Here is an 18,089-nt window from a genome sequence, read left to right on the forward strand (position 1 = left end):
GATTTGCTAACTTAAGTAAGCGACTGTTTGAAAAGATTCATATCTGTTTTGGACACGAATTTCACGAATTTTCACGAATTCCGTTGTCTTGAAAAATTTCACGAATTCCGCCTAAAGTCGTTATCATTGCAATCTGGGTTAAAAAAGACGTATCGAGAATTAGAAAATTCAGTGCAAAAAACTAGTTCTCGATACATTTTTTGTTCCATTTCATTACACAAAAAACACTCGAACTGACGTTTTTTAGTGACTAAAAAGTGTTGTTATAGGCTTTTTACTACCGTTTTTGACCATGCCCCTTTGAAATTTGATTTAAATGATGAAATCTTTGCTCAGATCATTCCCGATTTAGTTGCAACGAATATTCAGGATGAAAGAGTAGATCAATCATTTTTAAACTTAAATTTTAAATTATTATGGCAAAGCAGAAAGGCATAATTAAATTGAAAGGTACTATCGGAGATATTACTTTTTATAAATCAAAGGATGGGTATATTGCCCGTGAGAAAGGTGGCATTGATGCCAACAGAATAGCTAACGACCCTGCGTTTCAGCGAACGCGTGAGAATGGTTCTGAATTTGGTAGGGCAGGTAAGGCAGGTAAAACGTTGCGTTTGGCTTTGCGCAGTTTACTATTGAATGCTTCTGACAATAGAATGGTGAGTCGACTTACCCAGTCGATGATTAAAGTTATCCAAGCGGATTTGACCAATGATCGTGGATTGCGAAATGTAATCGATGGCGAAGCGGAATTGCTTACGGGTTTTGATTTTAACATTACCGGAAAATTGGGAACGACATTATTTGCTCCATTTGTGGGAGGCATTGATCGTGTTAGTGGTGAAATCACAGTTGCTTTGGAATCTTTCATACCCATAAATATGATTGCGGCTCCGGGAGGGACTACCCATTTTAAAATTATTTCAGGAGGTGCTGAAATTGATTTTGAAGCAGAAACTTTTGTTTTCTCGGGTTCTGAAACCGCCGTACTGCCGTGGGATTCCGCACCGACTGTTGCCATTCAACATTTGAATAAGGTAAGCCCAGGAAGCACAAAGCCTTTGTTTTTGGCTTTGGGCGTTGAGTTTTATCAAGGTGTAAATGGTAAAATGTATCCTTTGAAAAATGGTTCTTACAATCCATTGGCATTGGTACAAGTTAGCGGATTGTAGGATGGATTTAATATTATCCAGAACTTATTTTCCTGATGGAACTAACGGAAAACTCGAATGTGAGGGCAAACTGATTTGTTGTACCATTGAATTACCATGGTTCGATAATGAGAAAAGAGTTTCCTGTATTCCTACGGGGAAGTATTTGTTGAGGAAGCGATACAGTAAGAAGTTTCGATGGCATATTGAGGTAGTGGATGTGGAAAACAGAAGTTTTATTTTGTTTCATCCTGCTAATAATGCTAAGAAAGAATTGAATGGCTGTATTGCTCCCGTGACGCAACTCTCCGGACCTGGTTTAGGTCTTGAATCGCGACAAGCTTTTATCAAATTGAAAAGTTTAGTTTATAAAGCTTTGGAGCGCGAGGATTTGGTTTCATTAATTGTTCAATCTTAAAATATTATTTATGAATGTAATACAAAGAGCGAAAGCTCCCACTCCAAAATTTTTCAAAGTGCTTCGGAATATTGGATTGACATTGGCCGCGGTTGGCGGAACTGTTTTGGCTGCGCCAGTTGCTTTGCCTATAGTAGTTGTCTCCATTGGAGGGTATTTGGCTTTGGCTGGTGGTGTACTATCGGCAGTAAGTCAGATTACAACCCTTAACGAAGGGAGCCTTCAGAAAGTTGAGGATGACGAGCAGTAACCCAATATTAATTGGTACTGCCGGCGGTACTTTTTTGAGTGTATTACCGAATTTGAATTCGGAGGATATTTTAAAAACTGTTTTTTTGGCTGCGATTGGAGCCCTAGTCAGTTTTGTATTATCGATGGTACTCAAATTTATCGTCAAGAAGCACAAGAAGAAGTTTTAGTTGGGTTGTAATGACTCAGTGTTGAACTAAATTAAGCCCAAACCGAAAGGATTGGGCTTTTTTTGTTTAGAGATTGTATTTTAGATTAAGATAATTTCTATTGTTGCTACTGATTTTGACAAGGATTGTCGAGTTACTTGAGGAGATCCCTCGTTCCTCGGGAAGACAATATTGTGGGGGATTTTTTCTTTTAGTTCACGTAATTTTTATTATAATGGTGTTCGCTGAATCTTCGATTTGCCTTGATGCAAAAGAAACAAAAGATCAAGCCTGAATATTTTTACACCAAAAATCATCGGACAGATTTTCCTATCGCGACCCCAGCCGCTCGTGTTTCACACTCGACTCCGGGGTCACTCCCAATGTCATTAAGTTAAAGAAAAACTGCTGATTTTACTTGGATTATCGAGTTACTTGTGTGTTCTCTCCTGCGTCGAGATGACAAACTTTGTGCATAATACATTCCTACTTCGTTCCGTTTTGTCATTCCGACGGAGGAGGAATCACATAATACGAGAACGCTCGAGGCTCCCAAGTACTGAAAAAGCTCATAAAAAAGCTTAACTTAATGACATTGGTTCACTCCCTGCGGCCAACGCGCAAATCCTTATTGTGGTTTTAGGTGTGGCAACTATAAGGGTGAGAGGAGGACGGTTATCCGATTATACAACGCAAAACATGTTCTAACTGGAGGCCTGAATATGAACAAAATTCCTCGATTGAAATTAATTGATGTGGTTCTTTATTCAAGTTGTCTTTAATTTTATTTAAATACAATCTTGCCTGTCTGTATGTTTTACCAGTAATACGTTGTACATCTTTTGGATAAATACATGCTCTAATGTTTCCTGCTATCATACTCTTGTTTTTAATACACTATCTGAAGCAAACACCAGATCTTCTGTACTGATAATTTTGGCTGCCATTTGAAAGTAGTTTAAGTTTGTATCTATTGTATTTTTTTACTGAGACAAATTTGATTGCTTTTATTTTCTTTCTTTCCCTATGCGCGTCACAGTACCGAAGAAATTTAACATTTCAACAATTATTTAAAACCTGTTTTGGAGGTATTGGTGTTTTTTATCTTGTATTTTTTGTTGTTGCTAAAGTTTGTTATTTCCTGAGATTCTTTATTTAATGAAAAATGCCCCTAGATAAGAGGCATTGAAAATATAGATTAGTATTTCGATTGTGCTTGGACTTCGCTCAGTATGGGCTTCTAGGATTAACGGTTTTATTAAAATACCGATAAAAACCACCCCGCCCTGCGGGCACCTCCCGTTTTGAGAACGGGACAGGCTCTCCAAAGGAGGGGAATTATTGACCTGCTTCTCAAAAAGGTTATTTTATATTGTTTTTTGTAATACGATTCTTGGTAGGTACCGATTGACTACCGATTTCTAGTTATTCGTCTTCTTTGTGGATTTTTGCTGTAGATTGAGCATTAGCTCTTCCAAGAATTTTGTTTTACTGCTCTTACGTTCTTTAATTTCGGTATAGGTTTTGTAAATATTGTCGATCTTGATGTTGAAGAAATCTTCAAATGAGGAAGCTATTGTATTTATGTCTGCTGCGCCATGGTTTAACGCTCCATTGGAGTATAGGGCATAAATTAATTCGGCTAGCGCTGTTTTGGGAGCTGTCCAGAGTAGTACTTTGTGTTTTTTTTCTTCAAATAGTGTAGTATTTCCAGCATTGAGTTTTTGCATTGCTTCTCTGATATAATGTATGAAACGATGCATTGCTTTTATTTTTGCCCACAGCATATCGTGTGAGGAGGAGAACTCAGGGTATTGGTAATAATCTGTCATTGGTGTGAAAGGAAAACTATTTCCGTGGTTTCTTGTGAAAAACTGATGATCAATATAGGTGTATCCCTGCTCCATATAATTGACGAAATCTAAATTGCGTGAAAAGAATTTATTGATTTTTCGCATTTCCTTCTCCAGAAACTCTATCTGGTAGGATGTTCCCGCTTTAGGTTTGCGCAATTCACAAGAATGCAGTTCTGTAAAATAGATGAGATAACTCATTGGAAGTGTTTTGGTGTTTTTGAAAAAATCAATCTCATCGGGTGTTGCTTCAAAATCGTTTTGTTCGACCTTCTCTTTGAGGGAAGCCAAGGTCTTATTGCATAAATTAATACCATCAGTTGCTTTTTTGAGATGGTTTTCTTCGGAATTAATGATTGCGTTTATTTTAATATTAAAATCTTCAATAGTGTTTTCGAACATAGGTTTTTGGTTTAACCTCACCCCCCAACCCCCTCTCCAAAAGGAGAGGGGGAGTTAAGAGTGGATTGATTCATAAATTGGTTGGGATTAATTTTACTTGGCCGGGGATGTTTTTTCTTCATTTTGAAGTGTACCCATTAATTCCATTGAGAAATTATCTCTTGCCTGAATGTAGGCTACTTTTGGAATTATGGTAGCACCCAGTTTTTTCTTTTCGAAAGTTGCAGAAAAACCAAAATCAATTTTAGTAAGATTTAATTGTTTAGCTCGTTTGATGGCTTGAAATAGGAGTTGACGGTAGAGTTGGAATTCTTTTGCCCAAGTATAATCCATTCCGATTAGGGATGGAACATAGGTGTGATTCGTATTTTTATAACAAAACATAATTCCAACCAATGGGTTTGAGATTTCTTCTTTTAAATATAGAAGTATGAATTCCCAATCGGAATGTTCTTCCATTTTTTGAAAAACATCTATTGGATAGGTAAATGTATTTATCGCATGATTGTTATTTTTTACATTCTGATACAGTTTATATGTCTGCTCTAATTCTACGGTAGTCAGTTTACCTTTAATTACAATATTAAAAGCCTGTTCAAAAGGCAGTATCTCTTTCATAAAATGTTTTCTAGAACGTGGGGAAAGGGTGGTTGCAAATTCTTCTACACTATTCCATCCTGTATTTTGTATGATGCAGGTTTCCGGCATGTTTATTTTTAAGAAACCTTGATTGTGAAAAATACGATTCAATTGTTCATCTTCCTCGAAATCTCTTAACACAAGCATATTGGCGTTTAATTGATGATAAAGTGTTTCAACTTGTTCTAGTAAAAGCACTATGGCTTCTTCAGCTAATGGATGTGCTTTATTGATGTAACAATGATTGCCTTCTGTGAATAAGGAACCCATTCCCAAAACTTTTGATGTTAGGTATAATGGATTTTGTTTTCTTTTTTCTTCCAGTTGTAATGAAATCGATTCTGGTGCCAACATATCATCTTTCCAAAGTCCGTATGTGAAAAAAGTTGCCAGTACAGGAATTCCGTTTTTGTCTTTGATTACATAATAATGAAAGTCCCAATTGTTTTCAGGATAGTTCGGATTTGTAAAAGCATTTTCTAAAAAAGATAATCCTTCCCAGTCAAATGTGCTTTGTTTACCTAAAAGCACGTTCCAGTTCTTTTTGTTTATTCTTTCTATGGATGTTTCGTATTGTAATACTAAGCCTGTTTTTATCCCTACATTTTTTATTTGCTGAATCGTCTCCACTATACCAAAAGCTTCTTTCACTTTGTTTGGATTGTTACCCGATTCTTCCAAGGCTTTTGGAAAATGGTATTCCATTGCTTCCACTAATGTTTTTATTTCTTCTTTTTGGTTGTGTCGGGAAAGTGTGATTCGAATACCCGTGTTTTTGATTGGGACTGCTGGATAAATAGCTGGATTTACATAAAAACCTTCGTTAAATAGCCGTTGTGCCATTTTATAAGCGGTCAAAGGCATGGCCGTACCCAAGAAAAATACAGGGGAATTGTTTAAGGCTATCATTGGAAGCGTGGTATTTTCCAATAATGATTTGAAATATTCTATTTTATCGGACAAATCATATTGTAAGCTTGTGATTTCGGGAGAAAGATGAATGTCAGCTGAAGCGATTGCAGCTGCTACGGAAGCTGGTTCCAGTTGTGCGGAAAAAGTAAGCGGTCCACCAAAGTTCTTAATTTTTTCACGCAGTCGGCTATCAGTACAAAGTAATGTCGCTCCACTAGCCCCGAATGTCTTGCTTAAAGTGCCAAATAATAACACATTCTCGGGCAGTTCTTTTAAAATGTGTAATACATATCCCGTTCCGTTTTTTCCCTTCCAACTCATTCCGTGCACGTCATCAAAATAGAGGTGTAACTGCGGAAATTTTTTGCACAATTCCATCAAATCCTGAATAGGTGCATAATCACCAAACATTGAATATACACCGTCTGCCATATACCATATTTTATTACATCGTGTTGAGAGGTATTTAATTTTATCCTCCAGCATATTCAAATTGCTGTGTCGAATCATTTCTACCGGAATGCCTCTTATTTTGAGTAATTGGCAGGCATTTTGAACAGACCAATGTACCTGATGGTCAAGAATTACTCCATCTTCATCCCTTACCACTGTTGGAATTACTGCCAGATGACCAAGCGTACTGTTTTTTGTTATAATGGGAGGTATTCCATACATTGTCTCGATTTTTGATTCCAGCTCATTATATAACGGATTTGAAATATAGGTTTTGGAAAGGGGGAATTGTGTTCCATAATGTTGGATGGCAGCTATTGCGGCCTCTTTTAATCTGACATCTTGTTCGAGCCCGAGATATCCTGTTGTGCCAAAATGGAACATGTTTTTACCTTTTATTTGTAGCGTTCGGCCATTCAATATTTGATCTTCAGCATACAGATGAAGTACTCCTTCTTTTTTTGCTCCTGAAATTACTTCATCGACTGTATCAATGAAATTGTTGTGTTTGATTTTTGCCATTTGTTTGGTTATTTGATTTGATACTAATTTTTAGGAGTAGCATTTTTTTAGGTAAAACTCTGAATAAAAAACAAAACGGATATATTCTAATTATACAATAATCCTTATATGACAACTTATAATCCCGATTAGATAATTTTTTGTCTATTTATGGCTAATTGTATTGTTTTCCAATTTTTTTGTATGATTTTTAATATTTTTTTTGCTAAATTGTGACGTTTTATTTTTAAATCTATATAAAAATGATAGTTAATTATCATGAGAATGAGTTTGCTCAATTCTGGATTCAGAATGATATTCTTTATTTTGAGTATAAGCCTAATGTGGTCATTAATTTGAAAGCTGCACAACTTGTAGTTGCCGATCGAATACTAGTGCAAAATGAAATAGCTTATCCAGTCTTATGTGATATTCGCGGGATAGTGGATTCCGACAAAGCTGCCAGAGATTATTTGGCCCAATCTGGTTCTGTGCTAACCAAAGCCGTTAGTTTATTAGGAAATGATACTGTCTTATTGAGTATTATGTCTTTTTATATTGGAATCAACAAACCACGGGTTCCAACAAAAATTTTCACAGAAGAATTGGCTGCCTTAGCTTTTCTTGAAACATATACTTAAGGCCCGTCCTGAACTATTATATTGCCATTCTATCACTAATTAAAATTTGTTATGCATCAAGAAATTAATCAGAGGCGTATTCATAATATGTCACAAATGCTACTTGAAATGGCGAGGGGTAATTTTTCAATTCGGGTTCCAAGAAGTGGGCAAAATGATGAATTGGAGGGATTGGCGGTGCTTATGAATATGGCAGCTGAAGAAATGAAGGAATCCGTTTTTCATACGGGGTTTGTTAATCCTCATTATAACTACAAATACATGGTACAATCCTCTTTTTTATTGGATGCCGATTTTATAATTAAAAGTTACAATGCTGACTCCTCAGCTGTTTTAGGGTTCTCTTCTGATTTTTTGCTCGATAAAGCTTTTAGCAGTTTGCTTTCGGAGGAATCATTATCCTTATGGAAAACAATAGAGCAAAAAATAGTGCTAGATCCTGATTATCATACTACAGTTGAGCTTGTATATATTACAGAAAATGAATTATTGACACCTGCTTTATGCACTGTCTATGGACTTTCCCATAGGTCTGAAATTTTAATTACTACCGTGACAACCATTGTTGAAGAAAACGTCTTAAAAGATGTATTGGCAACTTCGAAACATATTCCACAACGTGTAGGATTCAGTCGTTCTTCAGATGTACAAATGATTCAAGACGTGTATGATTATATTTTAGATCATTTGGATACGCCATTGCCTTCGATGCAAGAACTCGCTCGTATTTTTGGGACTAATGATTATAAACTAAAATTTGGATTTAAGCTTTTGTTTAAAACAAGCATTTATCAATTTTACAATTCGGAACGATTGAAAAAAGCCCATTTTTTGATTCAACAGACCACAATTCCTTTGAAAACGATTGCTTTTATGAGTGCATTTGCAACCTATCCCAATTTTTCAAAGAATTTTAAAAAAGAGTTCGGTTATACACCGATGGATATAAAGAGGGGTTTAAGGGTTTAAGGGTTTTGAAGTTTAAGAGTTTAAAAGTTTAGGATGGGGGAGGAAGTTAGAGACTGATTGGTCTATTATAAAAAAATCCTTTTTAGATAATTTAAGATCCTGATTTGGCAATACTTATGATTTTATATTTCGGAATTTTATATCGTAATACATTAATAGTTTATCGATATGAAATTAAGTGTCCAAAATAGCCGTATTGTTCTAAATAGTATTTGTCAGCTCTATATTCTATTGTTTGTTTATGCAGCAGTCAGTAAACTATTGGATTTTGAGAACTTCCAAGTACAGTTAGGGCAATCTCCTCTGCTAAGCACTTTTGCCAGTTGGGTTTCTTGGTTAGTTCCCATTGTGGAGTTGGTTATTGCTCTATTACTTATTTTTCCTAAGTGGCGTATAACAGGTCTTTTTGCGGCTTTTAGTTTGATGATTATGTTTACGACATACATCTTTATTATTTTGAATTACAGTTCATTTGTTCCCTGTTCTTGCGGTGGCATATTAGAAAAAATGAGTTGGAATACGCATCTCGTTTTTAATGTCATATTTGTAGTTTTGGGAGCTTTGGCATTGCAAAATCAAGTTACTAGTGAAAATACCCGATATCATATAAAATTGTCTCTTATTAAAAGTATTCCTATTTCTATAGTGTTCAGTATAGGCATTGTGATCGTTTTGTTTCTATCCTCTGAGGATATTATGCAGCATCAAAACCCTTTCATTAGACGTTATATCAGACGTTCGATAGCATTAGTCCATTCTACGGATTTAAAATTTAATTCCTATTATTTTTCGGGATACAACGAGGGTCGTATTTATCTTGGTAATTACACGGATCCTTTGCATGTTCTCTCTATAAATACCACTTTTAAGTCGCAAAAAGTAACCAAAATTGATTTTAGAAATAAGAATCTTCCTTTTCGTTTGGTTACCATTTTGGTCAAAGGAAAATACTTTTTTTTAATTGATGGTAGTGTACCCTGTGTCTTTAGGGGAAAGATTCAGGATTGGAAAATAACTGAAGAACTAAAAGGTATTCCCAATTTTACAATTGCAGAACCGATCGACAGTACTACCGTTGTTTTTCGAAATAATAGTGGGGAAAATGCAGCGAATGTACTTGGGGTTTTTAACTCGAAAACCTCTCCTAAAGTGCATTATGCACCTTCACTTTTGCAAAAACAAATTGATGGGATTTTTGATACTGATGGTATGCTACACTTTAATAGTGAATTGGGTAAGATAGTATATGTTTATTTTTACCGCAACGAGATTATCCTTGCGGATAAATATGCGACTTTAGATCGTAGGGAACATACCATAGACACGGTATCACATGCTAAAATTAAAGTGGGCTATCTCAAAGCGGGAACCCAGCGAAAAATGGCTGCCCCACCATCGATTGTCAATGCTGTCACTGCGACAAAAAACAACCTTTTATTTGTTCAATCTAAGGTACCCGGATTGTATGAGAATGATGTCATGTGGAAACATGCGGCTATTATTGATGTCTATAATCTAAAAAAGAACGCTTATGTTTTGAGTTTTCCAATCTTTGGAATCGAAAATACTAAGCTGCAATCCATGTTTATTACCACTACCCATTTATACGCTATTATAGGCACGCAACTTATGATATACGAATTGAAAGGAAGCTTAAGAAAAGAAATGATAAATGGAACGCCGATTAGTTCTAATTTATAAAAATATACCGGCCAGTGTCAGGAAAAAGATCGAAAACCTGTAGAAAAAAGTAGATCAAGTTTAAATTTTAATTTTAATACTTTTTATTATGAAAACCACATTTTTAAAATCGACTATGCCCTTTGCAGTTGTAGCAATAATGGGAATTTCAGGAGCTTTTTTAACCACTTCGATGCAAAGTGCTTCTAATGCAGCGGCTCCTAAAACAGGTTATATTGATGGTCCGCAAGGCCCCTGTAGCGTTCCTGTAAGTTGTAATACCGCGTCAGGTCAAATTTGCCAAGCAAACGGGGTACAGGCTTTTGGTAAAGCGAACAACTGTAGTGAGGTTTTATTTCGTCCATAAAGTAATTATTTGACGATATTAAAAGGCAATGCAGTTCCATTTCGGAACTGCATTGTTTTTTGCTTTTACAGCCTAAATAATTACTTTACACCCTCACTAATCCATAAAGCCGGAGCTTCTTTTTTAAGATAATAGTCAAACCATTCTTGCACCCTACGACCGAGATCTATCTGATTGTTTGGCTTCAGCAAGACATGTTTTTCATCGGGATAGAGCAACATAACATGCTTTTTTCCAAGCCTGCGTAAAGCCAAATATAATTCCACACTTTGATGCCAATCCACATGCCTGTCTTCTTTTCCTTCCCATAAAAGCAGCGGAGTTTTAATATGGGCTGCGTTGGCTACAGGTGAATTGCTTGCGTATAGTAAAGGATCTTCAAAAGGTGTTTTTCCTATTTTCCATTGATCACTTTGAAAGCGGTACATGTCTGGCTTTCCTGTATCCCATCCAATAGTCAAATAAAAACTGTTAAGATCTGTTATTGCCGCACCGGCAACCGCTGCAGAAAAGAGGTTGGTTTGTGTAATCATAAAGGCACTTTCGTATCCTCCAAAGGAATGGCCTATTAAACCAATTTTTAGGGGATCCACTAAGCCACGTGAGACAATTTCGTTAGTTGCTGAGACCGTACAATCCACCGTATTGCTTCCTACGGTTCCTTGTTCGTGTACAATATCAGGACATAGGACGAAATAGCCTTTTGCAGTAAAAACGGTGGGATTGTATCCGTCTTGCATAAATGAACTTGGGTTGTTATACCAATGAACTTTATGAGATTGTTTTTCATAAATATGTACAATCATCGGATATTTTTTGGCAGGATCATAATTAGCAGGGTAATATAAAGCGGCTTTTAGTTCCTTTCCTTTGGAATTACGAAAGGGTATTAGCTTTGCAGTTCCCCACTGGTATTTTGCTTGATGCGGATTGCTCTCGAAAAATGGTTTTGGTGCGGTGGAATTTTTTTGAAACATCAGGCGTGGGGAGAGGTCAAATTTCTGTTCCTGATAGATGTAAGACTGTTGCTTTTGGATATAATGCATTTGGTCAATGTAACGATCACCATAGACAATAGGTAACTCACCAGTATCATTTTTCCATTTGAAATAACCTGTTTTTTCATCGAATCCTTCCCCATGTAAAATCAGGTCTCCATCCAGATTAATGGTCTTACTTTTAAACCCATCAAAATTTATTGTATAAAGTTCGAAATCAGATCGTGTGGCGATTTTAAATGCGATTTTTTTTTCACGGCCATGAGTAAGCCTTCTAAAAGTAGATCCATCGGCTTTTATGGCCCACAAATCATATTGGTCGTAAAGAATTATTTCGTCGTCATTTTTGCTCCAGCCCACATTTCCATAACTGCTGTCTCCGTCAAGTAGATAGACTTTTCCAAAGAAAGGAACGTTTATTTGCTTGGTTACGTTCGTATGTGTTTTATGTGCAATATCATAAACATACCAATTATTATCACTAAAATAGGCAATGAATTTTCCGGAAGGAGAGGGCAATAAATAGATAAAAAAGGCACTCTGTTTGCGAAGCAAAATTTCTTTTTCTCCCGTGTTCACATCCATAATATAAAAATCCCTTGGGCCATCATACTCAAATTGAGGTTCATATTCTTTAGGGTTGGATAAAATGGCATACTCTTGATTGCCGGTTAGCATGACTTTGGGTAACTCTGGAGATGAAATTGAAGTAACGCGTTTGAGCATAGGATGCCAAACGGCTAAAGTGACCCGGTCGTTGTACATGCTGTTTAGTTTTTCAAAAGGATAAATCCATTTTGCATTTCCATTCCAGATTTCCACATCCCCTTCGGGGTCTTTTTTGTTTTCTATAGAGACAGGGCTGAGACCAAAAAAGACGGAGCGCATATCCGCCGATATAGTCAATGGATAAACCATTTCTTTATCGAACACTTTGTCTATTGGGAAATCACTTTGGGTTTTGGGATTCAGTTCAAATAAGGCCTTGTTGTCTAAAGTATAATAGTAAAGCCTAGCGTCCTTTGAATCTGAATTGGCGAAACTATAAAAAGCGACTGCTTTTCCCATTTCCTGCCAAGTAAAATGAGTGAAAGGATTAGCGCTATTTTCAATAATCCAAGTTATTGATTGTTTATTTCCCAGACGTAGCAAGCCTATCGAATGCTTTTGATGGGCCGTAGTGGTAAAAAGGACTTCCTTATTGCTTGGGCTAATTGCAAATTGTTGCACATCATGAAGGATATCCGTGACTTTGTTTTTCAGGTTTATGATTTTTAAAACTTTTTCTGCTTTAGACAGGAATAGAAGTTGGTTGGTTGCTGGGGAATAATCACACTGGCTAACCGGAGCATACAATTCCTGTTTTCCTGTTGCTAGATTTAAAAGGTGTAAACCCTTGCTGTCCTGACAAACAAAATGCTCCTTTCCTGCGAATAGTGAGTTATTGCCAGAGGGGAAGTTATATGTTTTTTTGGTAGTGGTATTACACACAAACAAAGTATCTATTCCTTTTTCGTACTCCATCTTATAACTGGTCCATTTCCCATTTGAGGCGACTTTATCTTGGCGTAATTCACCCCATAGGTGATAATCGGATTCCGTTAGCTGTTTTTTTTGCACCACCTGCCCCCAAAGGGAACAGGTTACTAATGGCAAAATAAAAAATGAAAATAAAACGAGTTTTAGATTCACATGGGAAAGCTCCCATTTTGTGCTTCTCTTTCGAGAATTATTTTGAAGTATCATGGTCTGTGTTTTTAGTAACCACTATTTTGTGGACGCAGGTTAGGATTTATGCTTAATTCATTCTGGGGTAGCGGAAATAGCCTATCGGTTGTATTCCACCCTGTTTTTGTGAGTGATAAAACAGCATCGATTTGTCCAAAGCGTTTTAGATCAAAAAAGCGATGTCCGTATTCCGTAAATAATTCCCATCTTCTTTCCTGTAGTATGGCCTCCATAATTTCTTGTTGCGAGCTTGCGGTGGTTTCATCCAATCCTGCCCGTTCCCTTATTTTGTTAAGATCTTCCTTGGCTCCGATGAGGTCGCCTTGTTGTGCTCTTGCTTCGGCTCTTATCAGATACTGCTCCGCTAAACGAAAGACTATCGAGTACTCTACAGAAGTAGCGGTATAATCAAATTCTTTGTATTTAAAGGGATGGTACCATGTACTGCTGCCGTCTGTGATTGCGGCTGTCCAGTTACTCTTGCGTAAGTCAGCTGTAGAAAAAGAGTCCATCAGGTTATCCGTAAGTGCCACCAATGGCGGAGGCCCCGAAAAGAAGATAAAAGAGTTGGCTTCATCCGTGTTTTTACCTGATGTAGCAGGCTGTAGTTGCCAAATGGTTTCTTTCGAATCTTTAAGAAACACCCCATCAATGTTGTCTTCCAGACCATATAAATCTGTAGCATTTAGAACTGCCGAAGCAGCGTTGGATGCCTCAGCCCAAGCTCCATTGTAGAGATAAACCCGTGCCAAAAGCGCTTTGGCCACAAATCGATTTGGACGGATTCTTTCGGGATTGTCATAGTCCTGAGCAAGCAAGTTTATGGCTGAATCTAAATCGGAAATCACATTAGTATAGACTTCAGAGACCGTGATTTTCTTTGCCACATTATTCTTTTGGTAATCGGTAGCGGTTATATAAGGCAAATCTCCATAAAGATTTGTGAGATAAAAGTGGATTAATGCTCTTATGAAAAGGGCTTCTCCTTTGAGTTGGTCTTTTTCTTCGACAGTCAATTTATCACTTTCCTCGACTCCTTCAATCACTGCATTGGCAGCATAAATTTGGTTGTAACTAATGTTCCAATAGTCCGTAATTGAGGTATTGGCGGGTAGGAGTGTATTCAAATAAAAAGGTAAGGCAGGATCTCCTGGACTTCCGTAACAAATCAATTCATCGGTATAGTTGGCCAATTGGTTGGAGAGCCCCGAAGTCATACCTGTCAATAGGCCTTGATCCCTGATCTTTGCGTAAATATCGGTTAAGGCAGCGTCTGCAGTCGCATAGTTGTCAAAAACGGCAACATTGGTCAGTTGTGATTTTGGAAGATCGACTTCCACAAAAGAATCACAAGAAGTCATGCAAAGGAAAGTGGATGCAAATAAAAACATTTGCAAAAAATAATGCATATAAAAAGTTGTATTGTGTATAGTTTTCATGGTGTACAATTAAAAAGTGAGTTGCATTCCGGCAGTGATAATCTTTAGTGGTGGCAAATATCCGGAGCTTATAAACTCAGGATCTCCATCTTTGTATTTACTAAAAGTCAATAGGTTTTGACTCTGTAAAATAAGCTGACACCGTACGTTTTTGGTATTCAGCGGAACATCGTAGGACAACGCTATATTTTTAAGACGAATAAAAGAGGCGTCAGTGATTCCACCCGTACTGTCGGTGTATAGGTAGTTGGCTGTAACCGCTGCGTCATTGTATCCTGTAGTATAGATTTGCTGTGTGGCATTGTCCCCTGCCTGTTGCCAGCTATCGATCATTCTTATGGGTTGATTGGACATTTGACCGGGAATTCCTACGGAATAATTATAATTTTCCTGTTTTACAAATTGGAAAAGAAAGTCTAGTTTCCAGTGCTGGTAGGTCAGTTGATTTTGTAACCCTCCAAAGTATTGCGGATTCAGGTCAGCAACGGTTTGTTTGTCTTCCGGAAAGGAAATGGTACCGTCGTTATTGGTATCTGCAAATTGACACACTCCTGTTTGAGGATCAATACCTGTATATTGGTACAGCAGTTTGATGTTTAGGGGTTCCCCAATGCGATATTGTTGATTGTATGATGAAGCTTCCAGACCAGGAAAACGTAAGAGTTTATTTTGGGCAAGAGTCAGATTCAGATTGGTTGTCCAGTTAAAATTTTGGCTACTGAAATTAACCGTACGCAAAGTTAATTCCCAACCTGTATTTTCTACCGTGGCGTCGAGGTTGGCCTGTAAGGTTTGAAACCCTGTTGTGCCGGACAAAGGCACTCCTACGAGTTGATTGGAAGAATGATTCTGGTACCAAGCCGCTGTTAGAAATATTCGATCTTGCAGGAAACCCGTTTCTAAAGCCGCTTCCAGTTTTTTATTGACTTCCCATCCAAAGTCTGGATTAAAGAGTCTGGAAGGCTGTAGTCCCACATTGGAGTCATAAAGAACGCCAGAAGAAGCATAAGTGTTTAAGAATTGATAATCGCCAATCTGATCATTACCGGTGGTTCCATAGCTGGCGCGAAGTTTTCCAAAACTAAGCCAGGTATTTTCTTTTAGGAAATTTTCTTTGGAAAACAACCAAGCCATTCCAATGGCACCGAAATTGGCAAACTGCTTGTCTGGGCCAAATCGACTGGAACCATCCCGTCTTCCGGTGAGGTTCAAAATGTATTTTTGATTCCAGTTATAATTGATTCTGCCAAAAAAGGCCTGATATTTATACAATGTATTGTCGCTATACAATACGCGAACGGTACTGGCAGAGGCTAAATCATAAATAAGACTGTTGGATGTAAAACCGTTTGCAAATTGATACAACCGTGTGGTGTTCTGATTTTGAAAAGTGCCACCAAAAAGTGCTCCAATTTTTCCTCTTCCCAATTCTTTTTCCCAATTGATCTGTGGTTCTACAATCCACGACTGACGCTCGGTATTATTGACGTATACGCTAGAATAGGCACTGGTGAGATGATAGGCAGGATTATAGACTGTAGAGGGAGCAGTGCGAGTTTCCGTATGTCTTAAATCTGTAAATCCAAAATTGCTTTTCAAAACCACATTTGGGAATAATTCATAGGACAGTACGGCACTAGACGCCAAATCATTGGTCTTTGATTGGAATGTAGCGGCCAAATAGCGTAAAGGATTTTGCCAGGTGCCATTTTCCCAATTCAGATTGCCTGCGTCATCATATACCGCAGGGGCATTGGGGGCGAGATAACGGGCACTTGGGGTTAGATCAAAAGCAGGTTGGTCATTATCTTGGATATTATATCCTGTGGAAAAATTGAATTTGAATTTATTGTCTTCTGAGCGGTGGTTCATGTTAAATTGAGCCCCTCCTTTTTTGTATATAAAATCTCCGGGGAAAACAGTGGATTCCGTATGATAGGTGCTGCTTAACAGAAACTGTGTTTTGTCCGAACCTCCCGAAAGTGTGCCTTGGAAATCATTAATTTGTGCCGTTCCTCCAAGGAATTCCTCCTGCCAGTCTGTATATCGGTTTTGATCCCAAGTACCGTTTACATCATAGGCATAAGATGGATAGGAAGTGATGCCATCATTGATAAAAGCTTGACGGCGCATGGCAAGATACTGTTCCGTATTCATCAGTTTCATGAATTTTGTGACAGTACCTACGCCAGTCGTGGCTTTTATATTGACAGCTGTTTTACCCGCTTTTCCTTTTTTAGTGGTTATGAGTACGACGCCATTGGCTCCCCTTGAACCATAAATGGAGGTGGCATCGGCATCTTTTAACACCTCAATACTTTCAATAGTCGCTGGATTGATACTGTTTAAGGGACTTGTTACTGTTGGAAAAGTGGTCGAAGTTTGATTGTAACCTATGGGGTCGGAAGAATAGGGAACGCCATCAATCACATACAAAGGCGCATTGGCATCAGGGCGGATGCTGTTCTGTCCCCGAATTTTTATCTCAAAGCCACCGCCTGGAACACCCGTAGTTTGGGTGATGCTTACTCCCGCCATACGCCCTTGCATAGTAGCCAGTATATTGGTTACGGGTTGGGTTTCTATACTTTTGGAAGTGATTTTGGAGATACTTCCGGTACTGTGGCTGTTCTTTACGGAATAATAGCCCGCATTGATCTTGACTTCCTGCAGGGAGGTCGCATTTTCCTGCATCACGACATTGATCACTGAGCGACCCGCAACGGGAATGGTCAGGGTTCTAAAACCCAAATAAGTAAATATAAGAATGTCATCTGGTGCTGCAGATATGGTGTATTTGCCGTCGAAATCTGAAAAGGCAGTTTTTGGCTGTCCTTTTACGGAGATGCTGACACCCGATAATGGGGTTGTACCGTCAGTGATTTTACCGCTTATCTGGATTTGTTGTTGTATGGACAGCTTGTGCCTATAGGTGTTATTGGAATAGGTTGGTGTAACGCTAAAGTAAAGGCTTAAAATAAGCGGATACCAAAGTGCTCCCAACCCTTTGTTTAATGAAAAAGTTTTCATAATATTGGGTTAGTTAAATGAAATGTGAATTTTATTGGCTATGGTCCTCTATTCTAGTTTGTCGACGGGAGTTAGAGGGCCTTTTTTGATTATACATCAAGTCGAAACGCTAGATGTTTAAAAAGTGGTGTTTTTTGATTTCGTTTTTTTATTGCATAGGCAGAAGGGTTTTAAAGGGTTAAACCATTGCGAGACTATGAAAAATGAAGAAGCGGTGCTAAGAATGTAAGTTGAGTATTGCCTAAAAATTGAACAAAAAAAATGGCGCAGAACTCAGCTTATTGCACTAGAGGTACTGGAATACCGAGCAACAATAAGTGAGCCCACGCCATGGGACGTGAGCATCGTACTTATCTTCTCGTTGCAAAAATTTCCAGTTTTCTAGTGCGAGATTCTAAGCGAATGCTTCAAATATTTTAAATGAAGAAACGCAAATATATGTAATCAGAAGCAAATATAATAAAATATTTCGTAACGCGCCTCTTCGGCCGCATTTATTTTTTACTAATC

13 protein-coding genes are annotated in these 18,089 nt (G+C 37.7%); 7 read left to right on the top strand and 6 right to left on the bottom strand.

The window, feature by feature from the left end; all coding sequences use genetic code 11:
* Nucleotides 1-416 precede the first annotated feature (416 nt).
* From DB891_RS06840 to DB891_RS06850, 3 genes are read left to right on the top strand one after another with little or no spacing between them, the layout of a single operon-like run.
* Nucleotides 417-1,172 (top strand): hypothetical protein, encoded by a 756-nt coding sequence (locus DB891_RS06840; RefSeq protein ID WP_116761896.1) that lies wholly within the window; start codon nucleotides 417-419, stop codon nucleotides 1,170-1,172.
* Between the two features lies 1 nt (nucleotide 1,173).
* Nucleotides 1,174-1,569: a DUF5675 family protein gene (locus DB891_RS06845; RefSeq protein WP_116761897.1), complete on the top strand. Its 396-nt coding sequence runs from the start codon at nucleotides 1,174-1,176 to the stop codon at nucleotides 1,567-1,569.
* 10 nt (nucleotides 1,570-1,579) lie between these two features.
* Nucleotides 1,580-1,819 carry a hypothetical protein gene (locus DB891_RS06850; RefSeq protein ID WP_116761899.1) on the top strand — a complete coding sequence of 80 codons (240 nt, stop codon included), beginning with the start codon at nucleotides 1,580-1,582 and terminating at the stop codon, nucleotides 1,817-1,819.
* 823 nt (nucleotides 1,820-2,642) lie between these two features.
* Here DB891_RS06850 and DB891_RS17955 read toward each other — a convergent pair.
* The 3 genes from DB891_RS17955 to DB891_RS18005 all read right to left on the bottom strand — a co-directional run bounded on the left by DB891_RS17955 (nucleotide 2,643) and on the right by DB891_RS18005 (nucleotide 6,748).
* The gene (locus DB891_RS17955; protein WP_116761901.1) at nucleotides 2,643-2,846 is read right to left on the bottom strand and encodes a hypothetical protein; all 204 of its coding nucleotides are present in this window, start codon (nucleotides 2,844-2,846) and stop codon (nucleotides 2,643-2,645) included.
* 542 nt (nucleotides 2,847-3,388) lie between these two features.
* On the bottom strand, nucleotides 3,389-4,222 hold the full coding sequence (locus DB891_RS06865) for an RteC domain-containing protein (RefSeq protein WP_116761903.1): 834 nt from the start codon (nucleotides 4,220-4,222) through the stop codon (nucleotides 3,389-3,391).
* 93 nt (nucleotides 4,223-4,315) lie between these two features.
* Nucleotides 4,316-6,748 (bottom strand): aminotransferase class I/II-fold pyridoxal phosphate-dependent enzyme, encoded by a 2,433-nt coding sequence (locus DB891_RS18005; RefSeq protein ID WP_116761905.1) that lies wholly within the window; start codon nucleotides 6,746-6,748, stop codon nucleotides 4,316-4,318.
* Between the two features lie 242 nt (nucleotides 6,749-6,990).
* Here DB891_RS18005 and DB891_RS06875 point away from each other — a divergent pair, with 242 nt between their 5' ends.
* The 4 genes from DB891_RS06875 (at nucleotide 6,991) to DB891_RS06890 (ending at nucleotide 10,384) form a co-directional block, all read left to right on the top strand.
* Nucleotides 6,991-7,368, top strand: a complete 378-nt coding sequence (locus DB891_RS06875) for a DUF7793 family protein (RefSeq protein WP_116761907.1) — start codon at nucleotides 6,991-6,993, stop codon at nucleotides 7,366-7,368.
* 87 nt (nucleotides 7,369-7,455) lie between these two features.
* Nucleotides 7,456-8,337, top strand: coding sequence for a helix-turn-helix domain-containing protein (locus tag DB891_RS06880; protein WP_189337115.1), 882 nt, complete (start codon nucleotides 7,456-7,458; stop codon nucleotides 8,335-8,337).
* A 168-nt stretch (nucleotides 8,338-8,505) separates the two neighbouring features.
* Entirely contained in the window at nucleotides 8,506-10,038 is a 1,533-nt protein-coding gene (locus DB891_RS06885; RefSeq protein WP_116761911.1) for a MauE/DoxX family redox-associated membrane protein, read from the top strand.
* 88 nt (nucleotides 10,039-10,126) lie between these two features.
* Nucleotides 10,127-10,384 carry a DUF6520 family protein gene (locus tag DB891_RS06890; RefSeq protein ID WP_116761913.1) on the top strand — a complete coding sequence of 86 codons (258 nt, stop codon included), beginning with the start codon at nucleotides 10,127-10,129 and terminating at the stop codon, nucleotides 10,382-10,384.
* An 80-nt stretch (nucleotides 10,385-10,464) separates the two neighbouring features.
* Here the strand turns inward: DB891_RS06890 and DB891_RS06895 are convergent, their stop codons facing one another.
* From DB891_RS06895 to DB891_RS06905, 3 genes are read right to left on the bottom strand one after another with little or no spacing between them, the layout of a single operon-like run.
* Nucleotides 10,465-13,128 carry a S9 family peptidase gene (locus tag DB891_RS06895; RefSeq protein ID WP_116761916.1) on the bottom strand — a complete coding sequence of 888 codons (2,664 nt, stop codon included), beginning with the start codon at nucleotides 13,126-13,128 and terminating at the stop codon, nucleotides 10,465-10,467.
* An 11-nt stretch (nucleotides 13,129-13,139) separates the two neighbouring features.
* A complete protein-coding gene (locus DB891_RS06900) occupies nucleotides 13,140-14,549 on the bottom strand; it encodes a RagB/SusD family nutrient uptake outer membrane protein (protein WP_223256064.1) in 1,410 nt (469 codons plus the stop codon).
* Between the two features lie 9 nt (nucleotides 14,550-14,558).
* Nucleotides 14,559-17,579 carry a SusC/RagA family TonB-linked outer membrane protein gene (locus DB891_RS06905; RefSeq protein WP_116761918.1) on the bottom strand — a complete coding sequence of 1,007 codons (3,021 nt, stop codon included), beginning with the start codon at nucleotides 17,577-17,579 and terminating at the stop codon, nucleotides 14,559-14,561.
* Nucleotides 17,580-18,089 lie beyond the last annotated feature (510 nt).

The organism is Flavobacterium laiguense (genome assembly GCF_003097655.1).
Classification (GTDB): Bacteria; Bacteroidota; Bacteroidia; order Flavobacteriales; family Flavobacteriaceae; genus Flavobacterium; species Flavobacterium laiguense.